Consider the following 22,277-nt stretch of genomic DNA (forward strand, 5'->3'; position numbering starts at 1 on the left):
ATTTAATTGATATGGGGTTTAGGTATGGGCTTACCTTTGAATAAATCAAGGTTCTCTGGAGATCAAGCTTGATTTTAATTAAAAGGAAAAAAGTGTATGACCAATCTCAATAAAGTATCAATTACCAAAACAGATATATTGCTTATAGGTACTGCTTTTGTGGCTTATACGGGGATGTATGCGGTTAGGAAATCATTTTTAGCAGGTCAATTTGAGGACTTTGAAATTATTGGAGGCTTTCATTATAAGACCATTTTGATCATCAGTCAGGTAATTGGCTATATGTTGTCCAAGTTTATAGGGATAAAGGTGGTTTCTGAGGTTGCTGGAAAGGATCGATTTAAGGTTTTGGTGGGCTTGGTAGCCTTTGGGCTGGCCATGTTATTGGCATTTGCTTATTTACCTGCTAATCTAAAACCCGTAGCCTTGTTTTTTAATGGCTTGCCATTGGGGATGATATTTGGATTGGTATTGGTTTATTTGGAGGGAAGAAGAAATTCCGAATTGTTGGTCGCTGGGCTGAGTGCTACCTTTATTTTTTCCACTGGTTTTGTGAAGTCTATTGGAATTTGGCTTATGCAGGAATTTCAGGTGAGTGAGCTGATGATGCCTTTTATGACCGGACTGGTGTTTTTTCCATTGTTCGTTTTGGCAGTTTATTTTTTAAGTGTTTCCAAGGGACCGGATGATATGGACAAGCAATTACGTACAGAGCGAGTTTCCATGGGGAGTACAGAAAGAAAGGACTTTCTAAAAAGGCACGGCTTTTCATTTCTTGGCTTAGTATTGATATATGTATTGCTTACTGTGGTAAGGGACTTTAGGGATAATTTTATTGTTGAGTTTTGGGGAGACCTTGGCATGTCTGATCAGCCGTCTTTGATGACTTTGACAGAAATTCCTATTGCTGTGGTGGTCCTGATCATTTCTGCCTTGGGAATTCTTGTTCTTAGTAACCAAAAGGCATTTTTATTGGGAATGGCCGCTACATTTATAAGCGCTGTGTTAATGATTATCACTACCCTGCTTTTTCAAGAAAAAATGGTGGGTCCGGTATTTTGGATGATCAGTTCTGGTTTCAGTGTGTATTTACCTTATATCCTATTTCACTGTCTGGTATTTGAACGGTTTATAGCTTTGTTGAAATATAGGGGTACGGTAGGCTTTTTGTTTTATATCGCTGATGCTTTTGGCTACTTGGCCAGCGTAGGAATTATGATCTATAAAGAGATCTCTGGTTTCAATTATTCCTGGGTTAACTTTTTTACCCAACTCAATCTTATTGGTGGAATGTTGATGGCCTTTTTGGTGCTTATTTCTCTGATAATGGTGCAGAGTGACCGAGCAAAGGTGCGCATTAGAAAATTAATGAAATTATATAGTGGAGGTTAAAAGTGGATTTGGTGTGTATGAATTTTTTATATGTATATCCGCAATTGCACCAGTAAGTTTTACCATTCAAAACATTGCCTATAAAGAGAATACATGTCTCTCAGAAATACTAATTTAAATCTGTGTAGATCCGTGGAATCTGTGAGAAATAAGTTTACTGGTGTTACAGCGGATAATCATAATTTTTTATATCCTTTTTTTTACACTAATAATAATATTTCTCAAGGATTACACTGTTACCTACAGATTTAACTAATCAATTTTCATAGGTCTATTTGCTTTTAAAGGAAGAATGGAGGCACTGCTGTCGTAATTCTGGGTGTGGAGAGCTTATATAAACTTTGAAGGGATTTACATAAGGAACTTAGGCAAAATACCTCATGATCATTCAGTTTGGAGTGGTTTTGTGTATTTAATCTAAGCTTGAATGGAAAGAAAAGAAAGGCAGCAGCCAAGGGCTGATGCCTTTCATGATTATGTTAAAAACAATTACTAAGATTTTAAATTTCTGTTGGATATTTTAGATACAATAGGATAGACGCTCAAGCTTGTAGGGATTTTCATGTCTTCAGGACTTGGTCCTACCCAATCAGTTTTTCTTCCTTCGACACTGACTTTTCCTTTTGGAGATATTTCTACCAATGCCCAAAGTGGTTCTTTATAGGGTGCGGTATATTTGATCCAAGGATTGGTTTCATCCACCTCTTTGGAATATCTTATTGTTTTATACTTATCGCCCAACCAGTAATAGCTTGCGCTATTGATTTGTACATAATGAATATCATTGATGTGGTTATAATAATCTTGATGGTGGTGACCAGAGAGAACTAGGATGACTTTTTGGAATCCAGCTTCTTTATTGGCTATTTCCAAAGCATATCTAACTGCCATCCCATTTTCTATCCCAGCCATTTCGTTGTCTAGTCCCTGGTGACAAAAAACAATGGTAGGGAGATTGGTTTGGTTAAGGTCTTCCTCAAGCCATTTTAGCTGTTCAGGTGAAATATAGCGGGCATAGCCTTTTGGACGGTTTGGACTTTCGTTATGTTCGTTTCCATCCAATACCACAAAATGGTATCCGTTTTTGTCAAAGGAATAATATTTTGCTTCAGCATCCCAAAATTTTACTACCTGATCCCTGTTAAAGCCTCCATCGGTGTCATGGTTTCCTATTACATGGTGCTTGTCCCCTTTGAACTTGTTCCAAGTATCCATTAGGGGCTTGTTTTCTGATTTAGGAACGCAAAAGTCTCCTAATTGGATGATGAAATCCGGTTGGTCTTCATTCATCTCATTGATAAATGCGGAGATCCTTTCCTGTCCATCATGCATGATATCATAATGCAGGTCAGTGATGATGCCAAAACGAATGTGCTTGTTTTTCCTCTCTGCAGTGAAAGCCAAAGGGCTAAAGGACATGGCCACTGTGCCTAAAGCTCCAATTTTTATAAATTCTTTTCTATCCATCTTCTTTGTTGTCTTATTTCTCCATGAATATCCCTGAAGGAACCTTGCCAATCCATGATTCAGGAGTTTGATTAATGCCAAATAATTTTGCCACAACAGCAGCGGTGTTGGCGTTTGAATTAGGTGATCTTAGTTCCTTTCCTTTTTGGATTCCCGGGCCTTTTATCATCCACGGAACTTCCATTTCTTGGATACTTGTTCCCCCATGTCCATTTCCAATGCCTCCATGGTCGGTGAAAAGCAAGAAATGGGTGTCTTCATAAAGGCCTTCTGCTTTTAATTTTTCGACAAACTCTCCAATTTTTTTATCTACTTCTTCAATTGCAGTAATGTATTCTGGGGACATCCATTGATGGCTGTGTCCAGCATGGTCCACATGCACTGAGTATAGAAAGGTCAAGGTTGGATTATCTTTGTTTGCAGTCAGGAAATCTAGGGCAGATTGATAATTGCTGTCATATTGGTCATCTTCTTCAAATTTCACTTCATCGAGGTATTTTTCATTGAAGGGTTTGATTAGGCTTTTCCAGTTAAAATAAAATGCAGTCTTAATATTGGGGATATTGTCCTTGGTTACTTTAAATATGGAAGGGTAGTAGCCGTCAGCATCCATTTCCTGAGGATCCAAAGGGTGTTTTTCTTTTTCCCAACCATTGCCGAATACACCATGTTGCTCTGGCCCACCTCCTGTTAGGTGGCTTGTCCAGTTGGGCATGGTGACTGAAGGTATTACTGTTCTGGTATTCGTGGAAATTACTCCATCAGCAAAAAGTGTATCTATATTGGGATGTTTTGCAGTCTGGTATCCTTCCAGGCTAAAACCATCCAATCCGATGAGAATAACATGCTTAGCCCTGGGTGGCTCGCTGGAGCAGCCAATGCTGGAAATCAAAATGAAACATAACAAAAGAAAAGATGACGGATTTTTTAGCATAAGAATATATGATTGAGGTTTAGATAGTCTATTATTTTTCTTTAAAAGAAAAATAATTTGGATCTAAAGGTATTAAAATTTCTGAATAAGAAAAACAATTTGTTTTTAGCCTAATATTATTTAATCTTTAATGAATTGAATATTAGTTTTATTTAGCTTGAATAGAAGCCTAAGTAATTAACATTTTCCGTATTGGAACGATGATTTTTTTGTAATCTGAATAATGAATGTAATTTCTTTTAAGGAAAATATTACGAATAGTTCTTTTTAAAAATGACTTAATTTCATTTATTTACGGAAATATCAAGTCTTTAAAAGCTGTTTGATCTGATTAATAGTGGATTAAGTCTTTGTGGTATTCTTATTATTTGGAGTTAGAAATGCTTTAATTCCTAAAATTAATTGCTTGATAAATGCTTAACTGGATTCAGAAAATTTTACTTGCAAAACATAGACTGCTATTCATTGTATGGTGCGTGGTTGCGTCCTTTGGTGCTTATTTTAGCATGTATGCCTACCGGAAGCCATTTATAACAGGGACTTATGAAGATCTATATTTGTGGGGCCTTGATTACAAAACTGTATTGATTATTGTGCAGGTTTTGGGATATATGGTTTCAAAGTTTATCGGTATAAAAGTAATATCAGAAATGAGGCCTTCTCAGCGAATAAAGCTGATCATGGGATTAGTATTATTTGCTGAATTGGCTTTGCTTGGATTTGGTCTCGTTCCACACCCTTACAATTTTTTGTTTTTGTTCCTGAATGGTCTGCCATTGGGGATGGTATGGGGAATCGTTTTTAGTTTTTTGGAGGGCAGGAAATTTACGGAGGTATTGATATTCGGACTGAGTATAAGTGTGATAATAGGCTCTGGATTATTGAAAACCATTTATTTACAGGTTCAGGAGTGGTTTCCTTTCATTTCGGAGGTTTGGATGCCTTTCACTATGGGCGGAATATTCCTGCCCTTTTTCCTGTTATTTGTTTGGATGCTTTCTGTGATTCCAGCACCCTCTGCGAAGGATATAGCTTTAAGGACTGAAAGAATTCCTATGGACAGAAAAAGAAAGAAGAAGACCTTTTCCTTTTTTAGTGGTGGGCTGATCGGAATGGTACTGATCTATGCTCTGCTATTGACCATGCGGGATTTTAGGGATAATTTTTCAGTGGAAATATGGAATGAGATTGATCCTGATTGGGAGAAAAGTGTATTGTCCATTACGGAACTGATTTCTGGGGTGACGGTCTTGACCTTGATAGGTCTCCTTTCTTTGATAAAAAACAATAGGCTTGGCTTCTGGGCGACGGCCAGCTTGGTTGCATGCGGTTTGCTTGGTGGAGGTATGGCTACTTATTTATATCAAGTGAATTTTTTGTCTCCCTTTTATTGGATGGTATTCTTGGGCATATTCCTGTTTATGGCCTATACCCCGATTCAGACGGTGTTTTTTGATAGGATGCTGGCTGTGTATAAGTTTCGTGCCAATGCTGGCTTTTTTATTTATATCTGCGATTCTATAGGGTATTTGGGCAGTGTATCCCTATTGTTGTATAAAGAGTTTTTTATGGGAAATATGGATTGGCATTTGGTATTGGTGTATTTCAGTTATGGGGTGTCCATTATTGGGAGTCTGCTGTTATTTATGGCAATGATTTATTTTAAAAGGATCTATAACAAGCAAAATTCCGTGCAGGGAAGTGAAATGGTGTCAAAAGTTGTTGAAACGAATTTTCAAATAAAGGAGGTAAATCTATAATGCTTTGATTGATTTTAGCTATTGAAGGTGTTATTAAGATTTTTTAGGCCATTTGCCTAGTTTTTTAATGATTAAATCACGAGTTTTATAGAATTTGAATTTGTAGGATGTATTTTAGTGGGGCAAATATCATTTGTTTTTATACCCAATAACCATAAATAAAATGAAAAAACATATACTTTGTTTATTGCTTTTTTTGATTGGCTTTTCTGCCAAAAGTGAAATCTGGCTTCCTTCCATATTATCTGATAATATGGTTTTGCAGCAAAACTCCAAGGCAATGATCTGGGGCTGGAGCACGCAGACAACTGAAAAGATAGTCGTTACAGGATCATGGAATAACCAAGCTGTAGAAACCAAAGTCCATCAAGGAAAATGGTCTTTGGAGCTGCCCACGCCATCTCATGGAGGACCTTATACCATCAGTATTAAGGGACATCAGGAGATCGTATTGGAAAATATTTTGATAGGGGAGGTTTGGCTGTGTTCTGGGCAGTCCAATATGCAATGGAGTGCCAATAACGGATTTGACAATGCCGAGGAAGAAGTAAAGGCGGCCAATTATCCAAATATCCGTTTTTTTACGGTTCCAAGACACGGAGCAATTACCCCTCAGGATGATGCTCCAGGCCAATGGTCCGCCTGTACACCTGAAACCATGAGGGACTTTAGTGCCGTGGGCTATTTTTTTGGAAGAGAACTGAAAGAAAAATTGGATATTCCTGTGGGATTGATCAACAGCAGCTGGGGAGGAACACCGGTGGAGATCTGGAGCCCTGCCAACTCGGTGAAAAATCCAGAACTCTTGAAGGAGGCATCTTTGGAAATTGCAGAAAACAGTTGGTATGACAGAAGCCCTGGATTTGCTTATAATGCCATGATCCATCCTCTGGCTCCATTTACAATTGCAGGTTATTTATGGTATCAAGGCGAGTCCAATCGTCAAAACGCAGATTATTATTATAAGACATTTCCCATGCTGATAGAGTCTTGGAGAGAAGAATGGGGTAACCCGAACCTGCCCTTTTATTATGTGCAGATTGCTCCTTTTGATTATGAAAACAATAATAGCGAGGATATCGCTCCTGCTATTGTAAGGGATGCTCAGCTGAAGACCATGGATGTACTTGATCATACAGGAATGGTGGTGACCAATGATATTGGGAACCTTAAGAATATCCACCCAGGAAATAAGCAGGAAGTGGGCAGAAGGCTGGCCTTATGGGCCCTGGCCAAAACCTATGGACTAAGTGATATAGATCCTTCAGGACCAACTTTCAAATCCATGGAAATTAGGAAAAACAAAGCCTTGGTAACTTTTGAGCATACTGGAGGTGAATTGCAGGCTAAAGGAAAAGAAATCAAGGAATTCTATATAGCAGGTGAAGACCACAGGTTTTTCCCTGCCAAGGCCAAAATCAAAGGTGATATGGTGGAGCTTTCTTCTAAAGAGGTGAAAAAGCCAGTTGCAGTGCGCTTTGCCTTTTCTGATATTGCCTTGCCCAATTTGTTTGGCAAAAATGGCTTGCCTGCTTCGGCCTTTAGGACAGACAATTGGGAGCTTGAGTGATTTCATGCCCAAGCAATAATGATCTGAATCCTTTTAATTCACTCAAAACAAATACTACTGATTTGACACATTTTCTTAAAACCGCCCTATTTATAGTATTGATAGGTTTCATTAGGATCCAAGTTGGTTTTGCCCAGGATGCTCCAGAAAAACTACATATTCAGGGTCACCTCGAGGCCATAACCGAAGACAATGTCTTCCTTACTGAAGATTATTTCAACTGGGGAGGCTCTATTCTTAAAGGTGAGGATGGTCTTTACCATATGTTTTACAGTAGATGGCCAAAGGCTACCAAATTTACAGGGTGGTTGCTTTATTCTGAAATTGCCCATGCTGTATCTCCCCATCCAAGTGGTCCTTGGACCTATAAAGAGACTGTTTTGAAAGGTAGAGGAAAGGGATATTGGGATGCCATAACGGCCCACAATCCTAAGATCAAATATTTTGAGGGTAAATATTACCTCTACTATATCTCTACGAATTTGGGAGAGAGACAGGATTATACGGAAGAGGAATTGATGGAAACCAGCCACACAGGGTATTCTCATCCCAATTGGAAACTTCTTAGGCCGAATCAAAGAACCGGTGTAGCGGTGGCGGAATCCCTTAATGGAGAGTGGGAGCGTTTTGATAAGCCCTTAATAGCGCCTTCGGGACCTATTACTACGCTGACCGTCAACCCCGCTATTGATAAGGGAAAAGATGGTAGGTATTATTTGATCATAAAAGGGGATAAGCCCAATGAAACCAAATTTATAAGGAACCAGGCCATGGCTATTGGCGACAGCCCTATAGGGCCTTTTGAAATCCAATCTGAACCGGTTATTGATTATTTGGATACGGAAGATATGTCCCTTTGGTACGATAAGAAGCGAGACAAATATTACGGGATTTTTCATACCCATGGTTTTATTGGCTTGGTGAATTCTTCAGATGGTATTCATTGGAAAAAGGCGGAAGAATTTGAGCTGATGCCGAAGGTAATAAAAAAGCAGGATGGCAGTTTAATCAAGCCCGATAGGATGGAAAGACCTTTTGTTTATACCCAAGATGATGAGGTAGTGACGATAGGGGTGGCCTGTAAAAAGGGAAATGAATCTTTTATTGTGACCATACCAGTCAAGCCATAGTATAGGCTTGGTGTATAGAAATTAAAATTATGCCTTACAGAATTTATTCAATCGTATTGCTGCTTTTGATGGCAGCTTGTGCTCCATCTAACCAAACAAAGGAAATATTGCCCATACCTTCTTCTGAACCCAGTCAAGAACAGCTGGCACAGATCAATAGAAAATACGGTATGTTTATTCATTTTGGGATCAATACCTTCCATGATATGGAATGGACAGATGGTTCCAAACCGGTTGCATCTTACCAGCCTACAGCGGTAGATGCGGAACAGTGGGTGCGGACTGCCAAGGATGCAGGGATGAAATATGTCATCCTCATTACCAAACACCATGACGGTTTTTGTCTTTGGGACAGTGAGTATACGGAATACGATGTTGCAGCTTCTCCCAATACCACCAATGTGGTGGAGGCGGTGGCCAAAGCATGTAAGAAATATGATATTGGATTGGGCTTGTACTATTCATTATGGGATAGAAATCTGAATGGAGAGGTGAAGGATGAAACTTTGGACAGTGCCTATAATCAGTATATGATTGATCAGATGGATGAGCTGATCGACATTACCGAAAGACATACAGAGTTGGTTGAATTTTGGTTTGATGGAGGCTGGTTAAAAGAAAATCACCGTTGGCCAATAAAAGAATTGTACCAAACCATTAAGTCACGAGAACCAAACTGTCAGATAGGGGTGAATTGGTCCATAGGACTTCCTAACGATCCTGACCATCATCCTGTCAAGCCTGAAGAGCAGGAGAGGGGTTATCCTATCAGGTACTTCCCAAGTGACTTTAGGCTAGGAGATCCATTTCTGCCTGCTGAAGATGATCCAAAAGTCTTTACCCATGAAGGAAAGGAATATTATATGCCTTGGGAATCTACGGTTTGCATGAGCCAAAGGTGGTTTTATAATACCCAAGATACCGTATGGAAATCCATTGATGAGTTGGAGGCCTTGTATAATAGGGCCACTGCAAATGACAATATTCTTATCCTCAACTGTCCACCAAACAGGGATGGAGTAATCCGCGAGAAGGATGTTCAGGTTTTAGGTGAATTGAAAGAAAGATTAAGTTTGTAGATACTTTCGTTTTCCAGAGCAGCTTGTAGGAAAATAAAAAGGCCTGAGCAGTAAGTCCACTGCTTAGGCCTTTTTAAGTTTAATTTATAATGGGATATGATTATCCGTTATTACACCAGTAAACTTATTTCTCACAGCCTGCATAGATTTATCGGGAGATTCCACAGATCTACCTGGCGGAAGACAGGTTTGCACGGAATAAAATATCGTTTCTTTGGACTTTTGTGTTCTTACTGAAAGAATATCTTATTTACAAAAAGATACTGGTGTCTTTGCGGATATACAGATAATGGGAAATTGCTGGGTTTAGATTAGAGCAAAATGGTTTTTAATTCTGCTAGGCTGTTCAGTATATAATCAGGCTGGGCGACTTTCAATTGTTCTTCTGTCTGTGCTCCACTCAATACACCAATGGTTAGCCCACAGTTGGCATTTTTTCCTTCTTCAATATCAATGGTAGAATCGCCCGCTTTCAATACTTTTGAGCTGTCTTTGATTCCACAGATATCCATGGCTTTTTGAATCATGTCTGGATGAGGTCTGCCATTGATCACATCATCCGCAGTAACCAAACCGTCCATGTCTTCACCAACTTTCCAGTCCAATTTCGCCAATAGGGAAGTGGCAGTTTTTTTGTCATAACCCGTGTTGAGTACGACAAAGATTTTCTCAGCCCTAAGGCTTTCCATCAATTCCTTCACTCCGGCAAAGGTTTTGACATCCAATTCTTCGTAAGCTTGCTTAAGTTCTGCTTTGAAATTGGCGAAGGCATCTTCGGCAAGCTCCGTAATGCTTTTGGTATCTGTGCAAGCGGACAAAACATCCTTAATGGCCTGCAGCTTTTCTTTCCCAGCCCCATACTCTAATACCTGCTCCAAGGAAACATCAAAGCCTTTGTCATTGATGACCTTTTGGACGGTTTTGTAAACTACATTATCCTCATCTATGGTGGTTCCTGCCATATCAAATACGGCCAATTCAATTTTGCTCATTTTTAAAGATTTAGAATTTTTGAAATATTTTCTTTGGCAAAGCCTGCGCTTCCCGTCATCCCCTTGCCGCCAATGCCCGTGACGATGTGAATATTTTCATCGATGGTTTCTTGGAACAGGTCCTTAGTTTTACACTGGGAGTACATACCATACCAGCGATGGGCAATATCATAAGTGGGTAGGTCGATGATTTTCTTGGCTTCTTGGATCATAAAATCATCAATGTCCATGTCTAAGTCATAACCAAGATCATCAATGTCCTTGGCGTCTGCATATTGGTGGGAGTCTCCCAAAATGACAGATCCATCCGTTGCCTGCTTGAACAAGATATGCACGCCCCATTTCTTTTCCAGAGAATCACTGGACTCCTTGGCCTTGATCTTGGCAAATGAAGGACATTCATAAAAGGCTTCATAGCGACGGATAGAAAGGCCCGTTAATACTGAGCCTGGCAAAATATATCCTTTGTTCTGGGCCTTGGTGCGCATCATCTGGAGTTTTGAAACTTCCAGGTCGCTATTCGCGAATAAAGTGGGGTACAGGAATTTGAAGTCCTTGCCATTACAGACTATCACTTTGCCTGCTTCTAAGGAAGTCCCTTTTGCTGTTTCCACCTTGACCTTATCGCCCGTATTTTCACAGGCCATGACTGTTTCATAGGTAAAGACCTTAAGTCCTTTTTCCTGAATAAGATAGTCCAATAATTTGTGGATCATCTGTGTAGGTTCCACTGTCACTTCTTGTGGGAAAAACAGACCAGCTTTTACATAGTCGCTTCTCAAACCAGGGTATTTTTCTAGACATGCTTCCTTGGTCAAGAGGGAGGATGTATAGGCATTGCTTTGGTTGATGCTGTGAAGCTCTTCGATCAGCTGGATTTCTTCGTTATTTGAAGCAAGGTAGACCGTGCCATTATTTCGAATGGAAATATCAAATTTGGATTGGATATCCTTGTATATCTCCAGGCTTTCCCGCCCGTATTGTTGCCATTTGGAGTTCATCCCGGAAGGTACTACCTGCCCAAAGTTCTGGGTGGTAGCACTTTGGGGGGCTTTGTCTTTTTCTATAAGGGCTACCTTAAAACCTTTTTCAATGGCATGGTAGGCGTGAAAAGCTCCCAGTACACCTCCTCCGATAATAATGATGTCAAAAACTTGGCTTTTGTTCATGGCTAATATTGTAATTTCTGATTAGAAATTGATAAAGAATAAATGTCTAATGTAATTGCTGTTTTCCTGTCAGGAAATTTTACCTGCAAATATGGTTATAATATTATCAAAAAATTTACTCAAAGGAAAAGTTTTGATCAATATTAATAAAAATTAATATAGCTGAAACATTGAATTAATTAATGATTAATGCATGTGTAAGCCTTGTTGATGCCTGTTTTTAATGTCGGTTCAAATTTTAAGGGCAGTGTTTTGTTGTTTTCTTTTTAGGAAAAATGAGTGTTTGACTTTTTAAATAGCGGGAAAAAAATAGAAATGGGCGGAATTATTTGACTAAGTAATGAATGAATCCTGCTTTACGATTATTACTAAATAAATTGGTGCCTATAATTAAAATATGGCTACAATTAATATCTTCAATTTTGAAATTATTGAAAAGCCAGTTTTTATCTAACCTAAACCCATAATAAGCCATGAAAACCTATTTACTTTTATCTATAGTTTTTTTAATCAATTTTTCATCGTTTTCCATAGATGATAAAGAAGCATTTAAGGCAGATGTGGTTATTTATGGAGGTACTTCCTCTGCGGTAATAGCTGCTGTGGAAGTCACTAAATCGGGCAAATCTGTATTATTGGTCTCTCCGGACAATCACCTGGGAGGTCTTTCCTCAGGAGGGCTGGGCTTTACGGATACTGGCAAAAAGGAAACCATTGGTGGCTTGGCCAGGGAATTTTATCATAGGGTTTATCTACACTATCAAGAAGATAATGCTTGGAAGTGGCAAAAATCTGAAGAATACGGAAATAAGGGGCAGGGCATCCCTGCTATTGACGGGGAAAACCGGACCATGTGGATTTTTGAACCTCACGTGGCTGAGCAGATTTTTGAGGATTTCATTGCTGAAAACGATATTCAGGTATTTCGGGATGAATGGTTGGACAGGGAAAATGGGGTGCAAATGGAAGGAGGGGAAATCCAAAAAATCAGCATGCTCTCTGGAAAGAGCTTTGAAGCAGAAGTATTTATTGACGCCACTTATGAGGGTGATTTGATGGCAGCATCAAAAGTCTCCTATCATATTGGCAGGGAATCCAATGAGCAGTATGGAGAAACTTGGAATGGGATCCAAAAAGGAGTCTTTCATCATGGTCACCATTTCAAAAGTCCTGTAGATCCCTATTTGGTAAAGGGAGATCCCAGTTCTGGTCTTTTGCCATATATTCAAGCCACTGAATATGGTGAAAATGGTCAGGGAGATAATAAAATTCAAGCCTATTGTTTCAGGCTATGCATGAGCAGCCATCCTGATAACCGTGTCCCTTTTCCAAAGCCGGAAGATTATGATCCAGCCAATTACGAGCTTTTGGCCAGGGTCTTTGAGACAGGCTGGGATGAATGGTTCAATAAGTTTGATGCCATTCCCAACAGGAAAACCGATACCAATAACCATGGTCCTTTCAGTTCTGATTTTATTGGGCAAAACTATGCCTATCCTGAGGCTTCCTATAAAGAGCGCAGGGAAATTATAGCTGCCCATGAACGCTACCAAAAGGGGCTGCTTTATTTTGTTTCCAATGATCCAAGAGTTCCTGAGAAGCTAAGGGAAAGCATGCAGCACTGGGGACTGGCCAAGGATGAATTTAGGGATAATGGGAATTGGCCACATCAGCTTTATATCAGGGAGGCCAGAAGGATGCTGGGGCAGGAAGTGATGACAGAATTAGAGGTGATGGGCAAAAAGGAAGTCAAGGAATCCATAGGAATGGGGTCCTATAGCATTGATTCCCATAATGTACAGCGTTATATTACGGAGGAGGGATATGTGCAAAATGAGGGCGATATCGGCGTGCATCCCAAGCAACCTTATTCCATATCATTTGGGTCTATTTTGCCCAAGGAGGAAGAATGTAAAAATCTATTGGTTCCCGTTTGTGTCTCCTCTAGCCATTCGGCCTTTGGATCGGTAAGGATGGAGCCTGTTTTTATGATCTTGGGCCAGTCTGCTGCTGCTACTGCTGTTTTGGCCATCGAAGCTAAGTCTTCCGTGCAGACAGTAGATTACCAACGATTGGAACAAAAGCTGCTAGAAGAAGGTATGGTGCTGCACTTGGATTAGCTTTGTCAGGGCTGTGCCTTGCTCATATTTAATTGTCGGTATTTTTCAAGTTAATATCCGCTTGGATTTTTGTTTATTATCAATGTATTGAGAGGTCGGTATTCATTTATCTCTATTCCAAAATAGCGCTGGATTGCTATGACTAAAAAGAACAAATGATTAAAAGACCATTTGCTCAGGTTACTCTATTGCATGTTGATTTGGGTCAGATTAAGTTATGTTTTGAATGAATTGTGACATTTTAAAACCGATTTTTAATATTAAAATCAAATTTTAATACCCTTCTTTGTAGTCGATTTTAACTAACATCAATTCAACAATAACTATTTTATGGAATTTGCCATTTGGGACAAAATAATCTTTATCACTTATGGACTGATCATTATCGGTATTGGTCTGTGGGTCTCCAGAGGAAAAGGAGGAACTTCAGAGGACTATTTTCTTGCCAGTAAATCACTGCCTTGGTGGGCAATTGGTGCCTCATTGATTGCAGCCAATATTTCGGCCGAACAGTTTATCGGGATGTCTGGTTCCGGCTTTGCCGTGGGACTGGCCATTGCCTCTTATGAGTGGATGGCAGCACTGACCTTATTGATCGTAGGGAAGTATTTTCTGCCGGTCTTTATTGAGAAAAAACTCTATACCATTCCGGAGTTTGTGGAGGTGCGATATAGTACCACCCTAAAAAGTATTTTGGCAGTATTCTGGATCTGTCTATTTGTATTTGTCAACCTTACTTCGGTATTGTACCTAGGTGCTACGGCTTTGGACACCATTATAGGAGATGGTTCCGGTTCTATTTTTACCTACTGTATTTTTGGCTTGGCCTTATTTGCTGCGGCCTATTCCCTTTATGGAGGGCTTTCAGCTGTAGCATGGACAGATGTGGTGCAGGTAGTATTGCTCGTTGCAGGTGGATTTATCACGACCATCATCGCCCTTTCCCATGTGACCGAAGGTGGTGGAATTATCGATGGCCTAGTAACCATTTATGAGAAGGTTCCTGAGAAATTCTCCATGATCCTTGAGAAAGGAGAGATCATCACACCGAACGGGAAAGATGCTTGGTGGGATCTGCCAGGGCTTGCTGTATTGGTAGGAGGGCTTTGGGTAGCCAACCTTTATTACTGGGGTTTCAACCAGTATATTATCCAGAGAACCCTGGCAGCGAAGAGTCTTAAGGAATCCCAAAAGGGGATTGTCTTGGCAGCTTTCTTGAAGCTATTGATTCCTTTGATCGTCGTTATCCCGGGCATCGTGGCCTTTGTATTGAACAGTAGCCCTGAGGGTGCTGTAGGAGCCATGCACACGGACGGTTCTTTTATCAGTGAGACAGGTGCTATTATCAATGATAATGCGGCGCCATGGTTGATCAAGCAGTTTGTGCCAACCGGATTGAAAGGCTTGGTGCTGGCCGCATTGGCCGCAGCCATCGTTTCTTCTTTGGCTTCAATGCTAAACTCTACCGCAACCATCTTTACCATGGATATTTTTAAGCCTTATTTCGGCAAAAAAGCTTCCGAGCAAAAACTGGTAAATGTAGGCCGTCTTTCTGCATCCATTGCCTTGGTGGTTGCGGTGATTTTGGCGCCCCAGTTGAAGAGCTTAGGACAGGTTTTCCAATATATCCAGGAGTATACCGGGATTGTCAGCCCGGGGATTTTGGCCGTGTTTATGCTGGGATTATTCTGGAAGAAAACCACCAACAAAGCCGCTATTTGGGGTGTGTTGATATCCATTCCATTGGCCTTCTACTTCAAGGTAGCTCCTAATGGCTGGTCAGAAAGCACCTTCTTCCTGAACTTGCCATTTATGGACCAGATGTTCTATACCTGGATTTTGACCATGATCTTTATGGTGGTGTTTAGCCACTTGGAAACCAATGGCAAGACACATCCAAAAGCCATTATCATTACCAAGAACCTGTTCAAAACAGAACCCATCTTCAATATCTGTAGCTTTGCTATTATATTGATTTTGGTGATGCTTTATGCCATGTTCTGGTAAAGGTATTTAAAGAGTTAAATGAAAAGGCAGCTGATCAATCAGCTGCCTTTTTTGGTTTAAAGGGGGATTAGGTCTTTTGATAATTTGTTTGTTTTTTTTTCAGGTATATATAGACTTTTAAAGGTCATCATGAATGCTTCGCATTTCCATGGATGAAAAGAACAGAAGACAAATTAGATCATATAAGATTTGTATACCTGCAAGATTGTGGATAGATATGTTATTAAATATTGCGAAATATAAAATAGCGCAGAAATTTGGAACATAGGTATTATATCAAGTCTCGGGGGCAACAAATTCAAATTCAGTTTTTGATTGGTTTTGCGGCCATGCTGCTGGTGCTTATTGGCTTTTTGATTTCCTGGGCTACGGGGATTTACCTTATTGGGGTTTTGGTCTTTACGATTATCTTGTCCATCATAGCTCCCTTTTTTGATGTACCTTCCTTAAGGGAAAGCGGAAAGCTGAGGTACCATTCCCTGCTGTTTTTTTCAGAAAAGCCAAAAAATGGAATCGTTCAAATTCATGGGGGGACTTTATTTGATTATGTGTTTGTGATCGATCGGAAGTTGCATGGCAAAGAGCGGCAGCGATTGATTATCCAGCAATATCTGGAGGGGCTATTGGACTTGATAGAAGAAATCGAAAGCCAGCAAGCGGATGATATGATTATCCGTGGGACAAGCTATATCATTAATGAAAGAACTGCCAGGAAAATGGGCTTTAAGCTGGTAGAAACGGATTTTTTACAAAAGCTGATTTTGCTTTATAATTTCTTCAATATCATGATAAGTGCTTCCATTGCCAAGGGGAAATTAACCCTTCCCAAATTGAGGGATACCCAAACCTTTGAGGCGAGTCTTCATGAGCTGGTAAAAAGGAAAGCCTATATCAGCAGCTTAAATGAACAACTGAAAAATGTCCTGGATTATACCCTTTGATAAAGCTGTTGGGCTTGTTCAATACCTCAATTTTATACCTAAAAACATCCCTTAAAAATACTATTCAAGTATAGGCCATAGAGGAGGTATAGTGGGCACATAGAGGAGACATAGAGGAAACATCGTGGGAACGTCTAGGGAACGTCCAAATTTTATTTGGTTGTGACTGATTGCTTTATTTTTGCATATTTCCAAGAAATAATTTACCTGTAGGTAACGTATCCCCAAGGAAACCCCAAGGTATCTACTAGGTAAAGGCTAGATAGCAGGTAGGTTGTTTGAAAATAGAATTCTGCCAAATTCAGTCAAATAATGTTTTTCTTCTGATGAGTAGTCAGCTGTGTCTTGGGATTTGGTAATGGATGATTTGATATTTTAGTCGGATGGGACCGATCTAGTTCCCGCGGTTCCAAGTCTTTAGCGTAGCGGTGACTTGGAACGATAAATAAAGGGAGGTTGTCTCAAAATATGTCATTTCTACATTAGGAGAAATCTCTAGATTTGTTTGTTACTGGAAATCAACTCTATGAGATTCTTCCTTTCGTCAGTATGACACAAAAAACCAACTTATGAGACAGCCTCTAATTTTGATCTATCTACCAATCGGCTGGCTTTGTTTTGGGACATTGTTCGACCCCTTTGGGCTCGTGGTTTTTTTTGTGATATGACGTTTACGTATGTTTTACCCCTTTGGGGTAAGTAGCAAATTGATTTTAGGTCAATAAACTGCTAGCCAATTGGTAAATGTTTATACTGGCATTTGTTAACACCGCAAAAATTACTCATCCGGTCAATATTTTAGGCTCTCCTGTATATAGAACTACCCTTCCTGTATCCCTTAGGGTGCTTCCTGTATGTTCGTCTACGTTTCCTGTGCCCCTTGAAGGGCTTCCTGTAGCTTTGGGAGGCCTTCCTGTTTGACCGGAGCACCCTTAGCCCTTACAGGAAGGGCCCATAGTACTACAGGAAGCTTAGGTAAGCCTACAGGAAGGGGGGATATACCTACAGGAAGCCTATATGTCCCTACAGGAAGGCTGACTTTAGCTACAGGACGGGTACTTTGCCTACAGGAGACTAAATTTATCTACAGGACGGTGTTTTGACTTACAGGAAGGGTCTATGGGGGTACAGGACGGCTAAAATTTCTGCTGTAAGGAGGCATGTTTGTCAGGAATCTGAACTAATCAAGTATAAATTCATATCCTCGGGAAGGACTTTTGTGAAGCTGGTTTTAAGGGAATTGGGCAAGCCGTTAAGAAAATGAGCTAGCTCGTGTCGTAGAATATTCCGGTTCTCCGGGGTTCTTGTGGCAATCTACTCTTTTGTCAATTGGCCATTTCAAATGGCATACTAAAGAGAAAGGTGCTAGATGCAAAGGGGGATATTAAGGCGTAGATGCCATCTACACCTAGACTAAGGAAAAGTACAGAAAAATTAAAACTTAAGCATATGAAAATCTAATTCTACATGCAAAGCGCTGAACAGTCATTTTTTATATTTCCCTTAATCCGCCTTTATCCTCATAATTCTCCTTAAATTAGTTTAGAAGCTGAGGCTGTCATTTAGCTAATTGTGAAATTTATCAGAGGCCATACCATTGAATTGGTTTGACGGCCTTGCAGGTATTGAGCGTTAAGAAATTTAAGAAGTGGGTTGGAAAAGATGCAGGCATGGTTGACGTGTTGCTGCTCGCAAAAGTGATTGGCAGATAAACAGGAGGAGTTTGTCTGCATGAGGGAGGACTTCAATTTTAGCTCAATAGATGTACAGCGGCGGGGTTTTTTGGTTACTTTGTGTGTCCTGAAGCAAAAAAGTAACAAAGTAGATGATAGCTAAAATGTCATAAAAGGCGAATTATGGTGAATATGGCACACATTTAAACTTTAGAATACCGTCAATTTAGAATGAAAATTTGTCAAAATGGACACCAAGGTATTAGTAAAGGAACTTTCGGAAATTCTTGCTGAGATCATTGGCAGCGAAACTTTTATCGATGACTATATCAAAAAGGTCCATCCCTATTATCAGCTCAGCGCCAAAAACCTCATGCGCTACCTGGTCCTGCGCAATAAGGATCTGAGGAAATACCATGGTCCCTTGTCTGACCTTGGAATTTCTTCCCTGAGATCTGGGGAAGGTTATGTCTATAGCAACCTTTTTAATGTGGTCAGGAACCTGCACCTGATCCTAAATACCCCATTCTCCTTAAAATATGATTTGGAAAGCATCGGCTATACTAAGAGTTTTGAGCTTATCCGCCTGCATGCCAACAGCCTATTCCACGAAGCCAAGAAGGAGCATTTCACAAAAATCATGGTCACCCTGCCTGATGAAGCCGCCGAGGACAAGGGCTTGATCAAGGATATGATATTGAGCGGTATGGAGATAGCTAGGATCAACCTTAGCCATGGGGACATGGAAATATGGAAAAAGATGATTGTCAATATCCGGGCAGCAGAAAAGGAAACCGCTCGTAAGATCAATATCTATATGGACTTGTCTGGCCCTAAGCTCCGCACGGCTAAAATTGAATATGTTTCCAAGAAGGGCAAAATCAAAAAGAGTATGCCTGTAGAGTTGGGCGAGGAAATTATACTGGTCAAAAAAGAAGCTTCTCATAAAAAGCAGGACAAGGAGGGAAAGGTGATCCGCGTACAACTCAATCAGGTGGTGGATGATGCCAAAATAGGGGATACCATTTTATTTGACGATGGGATGGTGAAAGGAATCGTTATTGATAAAAAGGAAGATCAACTTAAGCTGGAATTGACCGAATGTCATAAATCGAAAATAGGCTCCCACAAAGGGATCAACCTGCCTCAAACCCAGCTGAATCTTCCTGCCCTTACCAAAAAAGATCAAGCGGACCTTTCTTTTGTTTGCGAATATGCAGACATACTGGGGTATTCTTTTGTCCGGACGGCAACGGATGTCCAGGTACTATATGAGGCGTTGGAAAAGCAGCAGGCAGAACATTTGGGCATTGTCTTTAAAATAGAAAACCAGGAGGCTTTCGAGCATCTTCCGGAAATTTTGATCAAGGGTATGGAGCGGGATAAGATCGGGGTGATGATCGCCCGTGGGGATTTGGCTGTAGAGATAGGCTTTGAAAGGATTTCCGAGGTGCAAAATGAAATTCTATGGCTATGTGAGGCGGCACATATCCCGGTGATCTGGGCCACCCAAGTCCTAGAAAATCTGGCCAAGACAGGTATTCCCACCAGGGCAGAGATCAGTGATGTGACCCTGTCGGTACAGGCGGAATGTGTCATGCTGAACAAGGGCCCGAATATCCTCCATGCCATCAGGGTATTAAAAGATATCCTGTTTAGGATGGAAGACCATAGCCATAAGAAAAAGAATGCCATGCGGGCGTTGAATGTAGCGAGCCAGTTTATAAAAAAGCAGCGGCCTGGGGGATAGGTGGAAACGTTTTTGTTTTTTAACCACAGAGGACACAGAGAGCGCTGAGGAAGAAGGTGTTTCGATGAAAGGGTGGGCTTAAAAGCTGTCATCCTGAAGATAGGAAGGATCTCTTCCTGTAATGATGTAGAAAGAGATTATCTCTCCGCTGTTCCAAGTCTTTAGCGTAGCGGTGACTTGGAACGATTAATACTGGGAGTCTCCTGACTCCCTATTTCGGTCATCTCTCTACTTATCACTTCTCCATGAGGCTCCATAATTCAGGTGCCATTTGAGGCCATTGTTCGACCCCTTTGGGGTCGCCTAGATTTTATGAAATATCAGGTCTACGTGTGTTTTACCCCTTTGGGGTAAGTAGCAAATCGATCTTAAGTCAATATACCGTTAGCCAACTAAGGCAGCTTTAATAAATCCAGTAATTCTTCAACTTTTATCTGTGTTAATCCTAGTGTTGCTGGATATGAGGTAGGGAATATCTGTGGTTTAAATACTTCTCGCTGTTCCAAGTCTTTAGCGCAGCGGTGACTTGGGACGATAAAAAAGGGAGTCTCCTGACTCCCAATTTCGGTTTTATCCGTGTTTATCCGTGGTAAAATATTTTACCCTATCCTTTATAAATCACCCAATTCCTTGAACTGAAATTTTTCGGTTGCTGCAGGAGTATGTTCCTCCTTCATGATGGTGGCAATCTTGGAAGTGATTTCCGGGAATTCCTTGGCGATATCATTTTGCTCTTGGGGATCCTTTTCCAGGTCATAAAGCTCAATGTCCATATTGCCCTTGAAAATATCCTTTCGGATCCCTTTCCATTTGCCCATTCTTACAGCTTGTTGGCCTTGGTAAGAAGGGAATTCCCAGTAAAGGAATTCATGTTCTTTTTGGTCAGACTCACCCAATAACTCCGGTAAGAAGCTGATGCCATCGATGTTTTCTGGAGCCTCGGTTCCAGCTACCTCTGCTAGGGTTGGCATTACATCCCAGAAGGCAGAAACCAGGTCAGTGGTGCTTCCTGCTTTGATTTTTCCTTCCCAAGAGGCAATCATCGGTACGCGGATACCGCCCTCATGCACAAAGCCCTTGCCCCAGCCATACTCACTTTTGAAAGGTTTTGCGCTGTCGAAGAATGGTGAGTTGGTGCCCCCATTATAGGTAGGGCCGTTATCGGAAGTAAAGATGATCAAGGTGTTTTCATATTGTCCGGTTTCCTTGAGCTTGGCCACGATTTCTCCCACTTGTGCATCCAGGTAGGTCACCATGGCCGCATAGGTAGCCTTTGGATATCTTGTAGGGAAGTACCCTCTATTGCCCAAATAAGGCTCCTCATCCCCAAATTTCTCTACATACTTGTCCACATATTCCTGCGGCACCTGCAAGGGAGCGTGGGTGAGTGGCGTAGCATAGTACATAAAAAATGGCTTATCCTTATTGTCTTCAATAAAGGCAAGAACTTCCTGCTGCATCAGTTCAGGGGCATAGTCCTGTTGGAAAAATTTATCATAGCTGGCCAATTCATAAGGATCGGCTCCTTCTGCTAATTTGGTGCCTGGGGCGACGATTTCATTGTCCAACCAGACTTTTTCCTTGTTTTTCCAAAGGTGTTTAGGGTAGAGATTATGGGCCTGTCTTTGGCAATTATAGCCATAAAAGAAATCAAATCCCCTGTTATTGGGAATTCCTTCGGTCATGGGGGCACCCAATCCCCATTTACCCACAATGCCGGTGGTATATCCAGCACCTTGCAGGACTTCTCCAATGGTGGTTTCTTCTTTTGGAAATGGTCTTTGGCCTTCTAAATTAGGATCATTGATGGCTTTTTCATAGTTCCAGACATCTCCTCTGGAGGTCCATTCGTCATTTCCTCGAATATAGGCGTGTCCCAAATGCTTGCCGGTCAATAATACAAACCTAGAAGGGGCACAAACTGGAGCGCCGGAATAATGATCTGTGAAGCGCATGCCATTGGCTGCCAAGGCGTCCAAGTTAGGTGTTTCTATGAGTTCCTGCTCATAACTTCCCAATTCGGCATAGCCCAGATCATCGGCAAGGATATAGATGATATTGGGTTTTTCATTTTTCGCTTCCTCGTTCGAAGTGGAGGACTGGCAATTGCTGAAGAGCCCAGTGACTGCAAGGCTTAGCAAAGCAATTAAATAGGAATGTTTCATTGATTTTAGCAATTATGGTATTTTACTACTTCTAGTACGTTTTCAATTTTCTATTAGGAAAATTCTTTAATTTTTTACCAAAACACCCAAGTATTCAATAATAAGTATCACTTGTTTTTGAATGGTAG

At 40.7% G+C, this 22,277-nt stretch carries 16 protein-coding genes; 11 read left to right on the top strand and 5 right to left on the bottom strand.

Features of this window, described 5'->3' with window-relative positions:
- The first annotated feature begins 96 nt into the window (after positions 1–96).
- Complete coding sequence (locus H7U17_RS04415; RefSeq protein WP_186755269.1) at positions 97–1,392, top strand: DUF5690 family protein; 1,296 nt, start codon at positions 97–99, stop codon at positions 1,390–1,392.
- Between the two features lie 492 nt (positions 1,393–1,884).
- Here H7U17_RS04415 and H7U17_RS04420 read toward each other — a convergent pair whose 3' ends face one another.
- Both H7U17_RS04420 and H7U17_RS04425 read right to left on the bottom strand, forming a co-directional pair.
- Entirely contained in the window at positions 1,885–2,859 is a 975-nt protein-coding gene (locus H7U17_RS04420; protein WP_186755271.1) for a metallophosphoesterase family protein, read from the bottom strand.
- 13 nt (positions 2,860–2,872) lie between these two features.
- Positions 2,873–3,793, bottom strand: a complete 921-nt coding sequence (locus H7U17_RS04425; RefSeq protein ID WP_186755277.1) for an alkaline phosphatase family protein — start codon at positions 3,791–3,793, stop codon at positions 2,873–2,875.
- A 413-nt stretch (positions 3,794–4,206) separates the two neighbouring features.
- Here H7U17_RS04425 and H7U17_RS04430 point away from each other — a divergent pair, with 413 nt between their 5' ends.
- The 4 genes from H7U17_RS04430 (at position 4,207) to H7U17_RS04445 (ending at position 9,332) form a co-directional block, all read left to right on the top strand.
- Complete coding sequence (locus H7U17_RS04430; RefSeq protein ID WP_186755279.1) at positions 4,207–5,553, top strand: DUF5690 family protein; 1,347 nt, start codon at positions 4,207–4,209, stop codon at positions 5,551–5,553.
- Positions 5,554–5,716: 163 nt separating this feature from the next.
- Positions 5,717–7,123, top strand: a complete 1,407-nt coding sequence (locus tag H7U17_RS04435) for a sialate O-acetylesterase (protein WP_186755281.1) — start codon at positions 5,717–5,719, stop codon at positions 7,121–7,123.
- A gap of 62 nt (positions 7,124–7,185) precedes the next feature.
- A complete protein-coding gene (locus H7U17_RS04440; protein WP_186755283.1) occupies positions 7,186–8,253 on the top strand; it encodes a glycoside hydrolase family protein in 1,068 nt (355 codons plus the stop codon).
- Positions 8,254–8,282: 29 nt separating this feature from the next.
- On the top strand, positions 8,283–9,332 hold the full coding sequence (locus H7U17_RS04445; RefSeq protein WP_186755285.1) for an alpha-L-fucosidase: 1,050 nt from the start codon (positions 8,283–8,285) through the stop codon (positions 9,330–9,332).
- A gap of 311 nt (positions 9,333–9,643) precedes the next feature.
- On the opposite strand, the gene H7U17_RS04450 is transcribed toward H7U17_RS04445, so the two are convergent.
- Together H7U17_RS04450 and H7U17_RS04455 are read right to left on the bottom strand one after the other, a co-directional pair.
- A complete protein-coding gene (locus H7U17_RS04450) occupies positions 9,644–10,324 on the bottom strand; it encodes a phosphonatase-like hydrolase (protein WP_186755287.1) in 681 nt (226 codons plus the stop codon).
- 2 nt (positions 10,325–10,326) lie between these two features.
- Entirely contained in the window at positions 10,327–11,493 is a 1,167-nt protein-coding gene (locus H7U17_RS04455) for a TIGR03364 family FAD-dependent oxidoreductase (protein WP_186755289.1), read from the bottom strand.
- 473 nt (positions 11,494–11,966) lie between these two features.
- On the opposite strand from H7U17_RS04455, the gene H7U17_RS04460 reads away from it, so the two are divergent.
- The 6 genes from H7U17_RS04460 to H7U17_RS04485 all read left to right on the top strand — a co-directional run bounded on the left by H7U17_RS04460 (position 11,967) and on the right by H7U17_RS04485 (position 19,984).
- The gene (locus tag H7U17_RS04460; protein ID WP_186755291.1) at positions 11,967–13,613 is read left to right on the top strand and encodes an FAD-dependent oxidoreductase; all 1,647 of its coding nucleotides are present in this window, start codon (positions 11,967–11,969) and stop codon (positions 13,611–13,613) included.
- Positions 13,614–13,943: 330 nt separating this feature from the next.
- Positions 13,944–15,620 carry a sodium/sugar symporter gene (locus H7U17_RS04465; protein ID WP_186755293.1) on the top strand — a complete coding sequence of 559 codons (1,677 nt, stop codon included), beginning with the start codon at positions 13,944–13,946 and terminating at the stop codon, positions 15,618–15,620.
- A gap of 257 nt (positions 15,621–15,877) precedes the next feature.
- Complete coding sequence (locus H7U17_RS04470; RefSeq protein ID WP_186755295.1) at positions 15,878–16,561, top strand: hypothetical protein; 684 nt, start codon at positions 15,878–15,880, stop codon at positions 16,559–16,561.
- A 744-nt stretch (positions 16,562–17,305) separates the two neighbouring features.
- Positions 17,306–17,482 (top strand): hypothetical protein, encoded by a 177-nt coding sequence (locus tag H7U17_RS04475; protein ID WP_186755296.1) that lies wholly within the window; start codon positions 17,306–17,308, stop codon positions 17,480–17,482.
- On the top strand, positions 17,479–17,664 hold the full coding sequence (locus H7U17_RS04480) for a hypothetical protein (protein ID WP_186755298.1): 186 nt from the start codon (positions 17,479–17,481) through the stop codon (positions 17,662–17,664). Before H7U17_RS04475 ends, H7U17_RS04480 begins: the two co-directional genes overlap by 4 nt.
- Positions 17,665–18,481: 817 nt before the next feature.
- Positions 18,482–19,984, top strand: coding sequence for a pyruvate kinase (locus tag H7U17_RS04485; protein ID WP_186755300.1), 1,503 nt, complete (start codon positions 18,482–18,484; stop codon positions 19,982–19,984).
- 611 nt (positions 19,985–20,595) lie between these two features.
- On the opposite strand, the gene H7U17_RS04490 is transcribed toward H7U17_RS04485, so the two are convergent.
- Positions 20,596–22,149, bottom strand: coding sequence for an arylsulfatase (locus tag H7U17_RS04490; RefSeq protein ID WP_186755302.1), 1,554 nt, complete (start codon positions 22,147–22,149; stop codon positions 20,596–20,598).
- Between the last annotated feature and the right edge of the window lie 128 nt (positions 22,150–22,277).

It is taken from the genome of Echinicola salinicaeni (assembly GCF_014280965.1).
Lineage (GTDB): Bacteria > Bacteroidota > Bacteroidia > Cytophagales > Cyclobacteriaceae > Echinicola > Echinicola salinicaeni.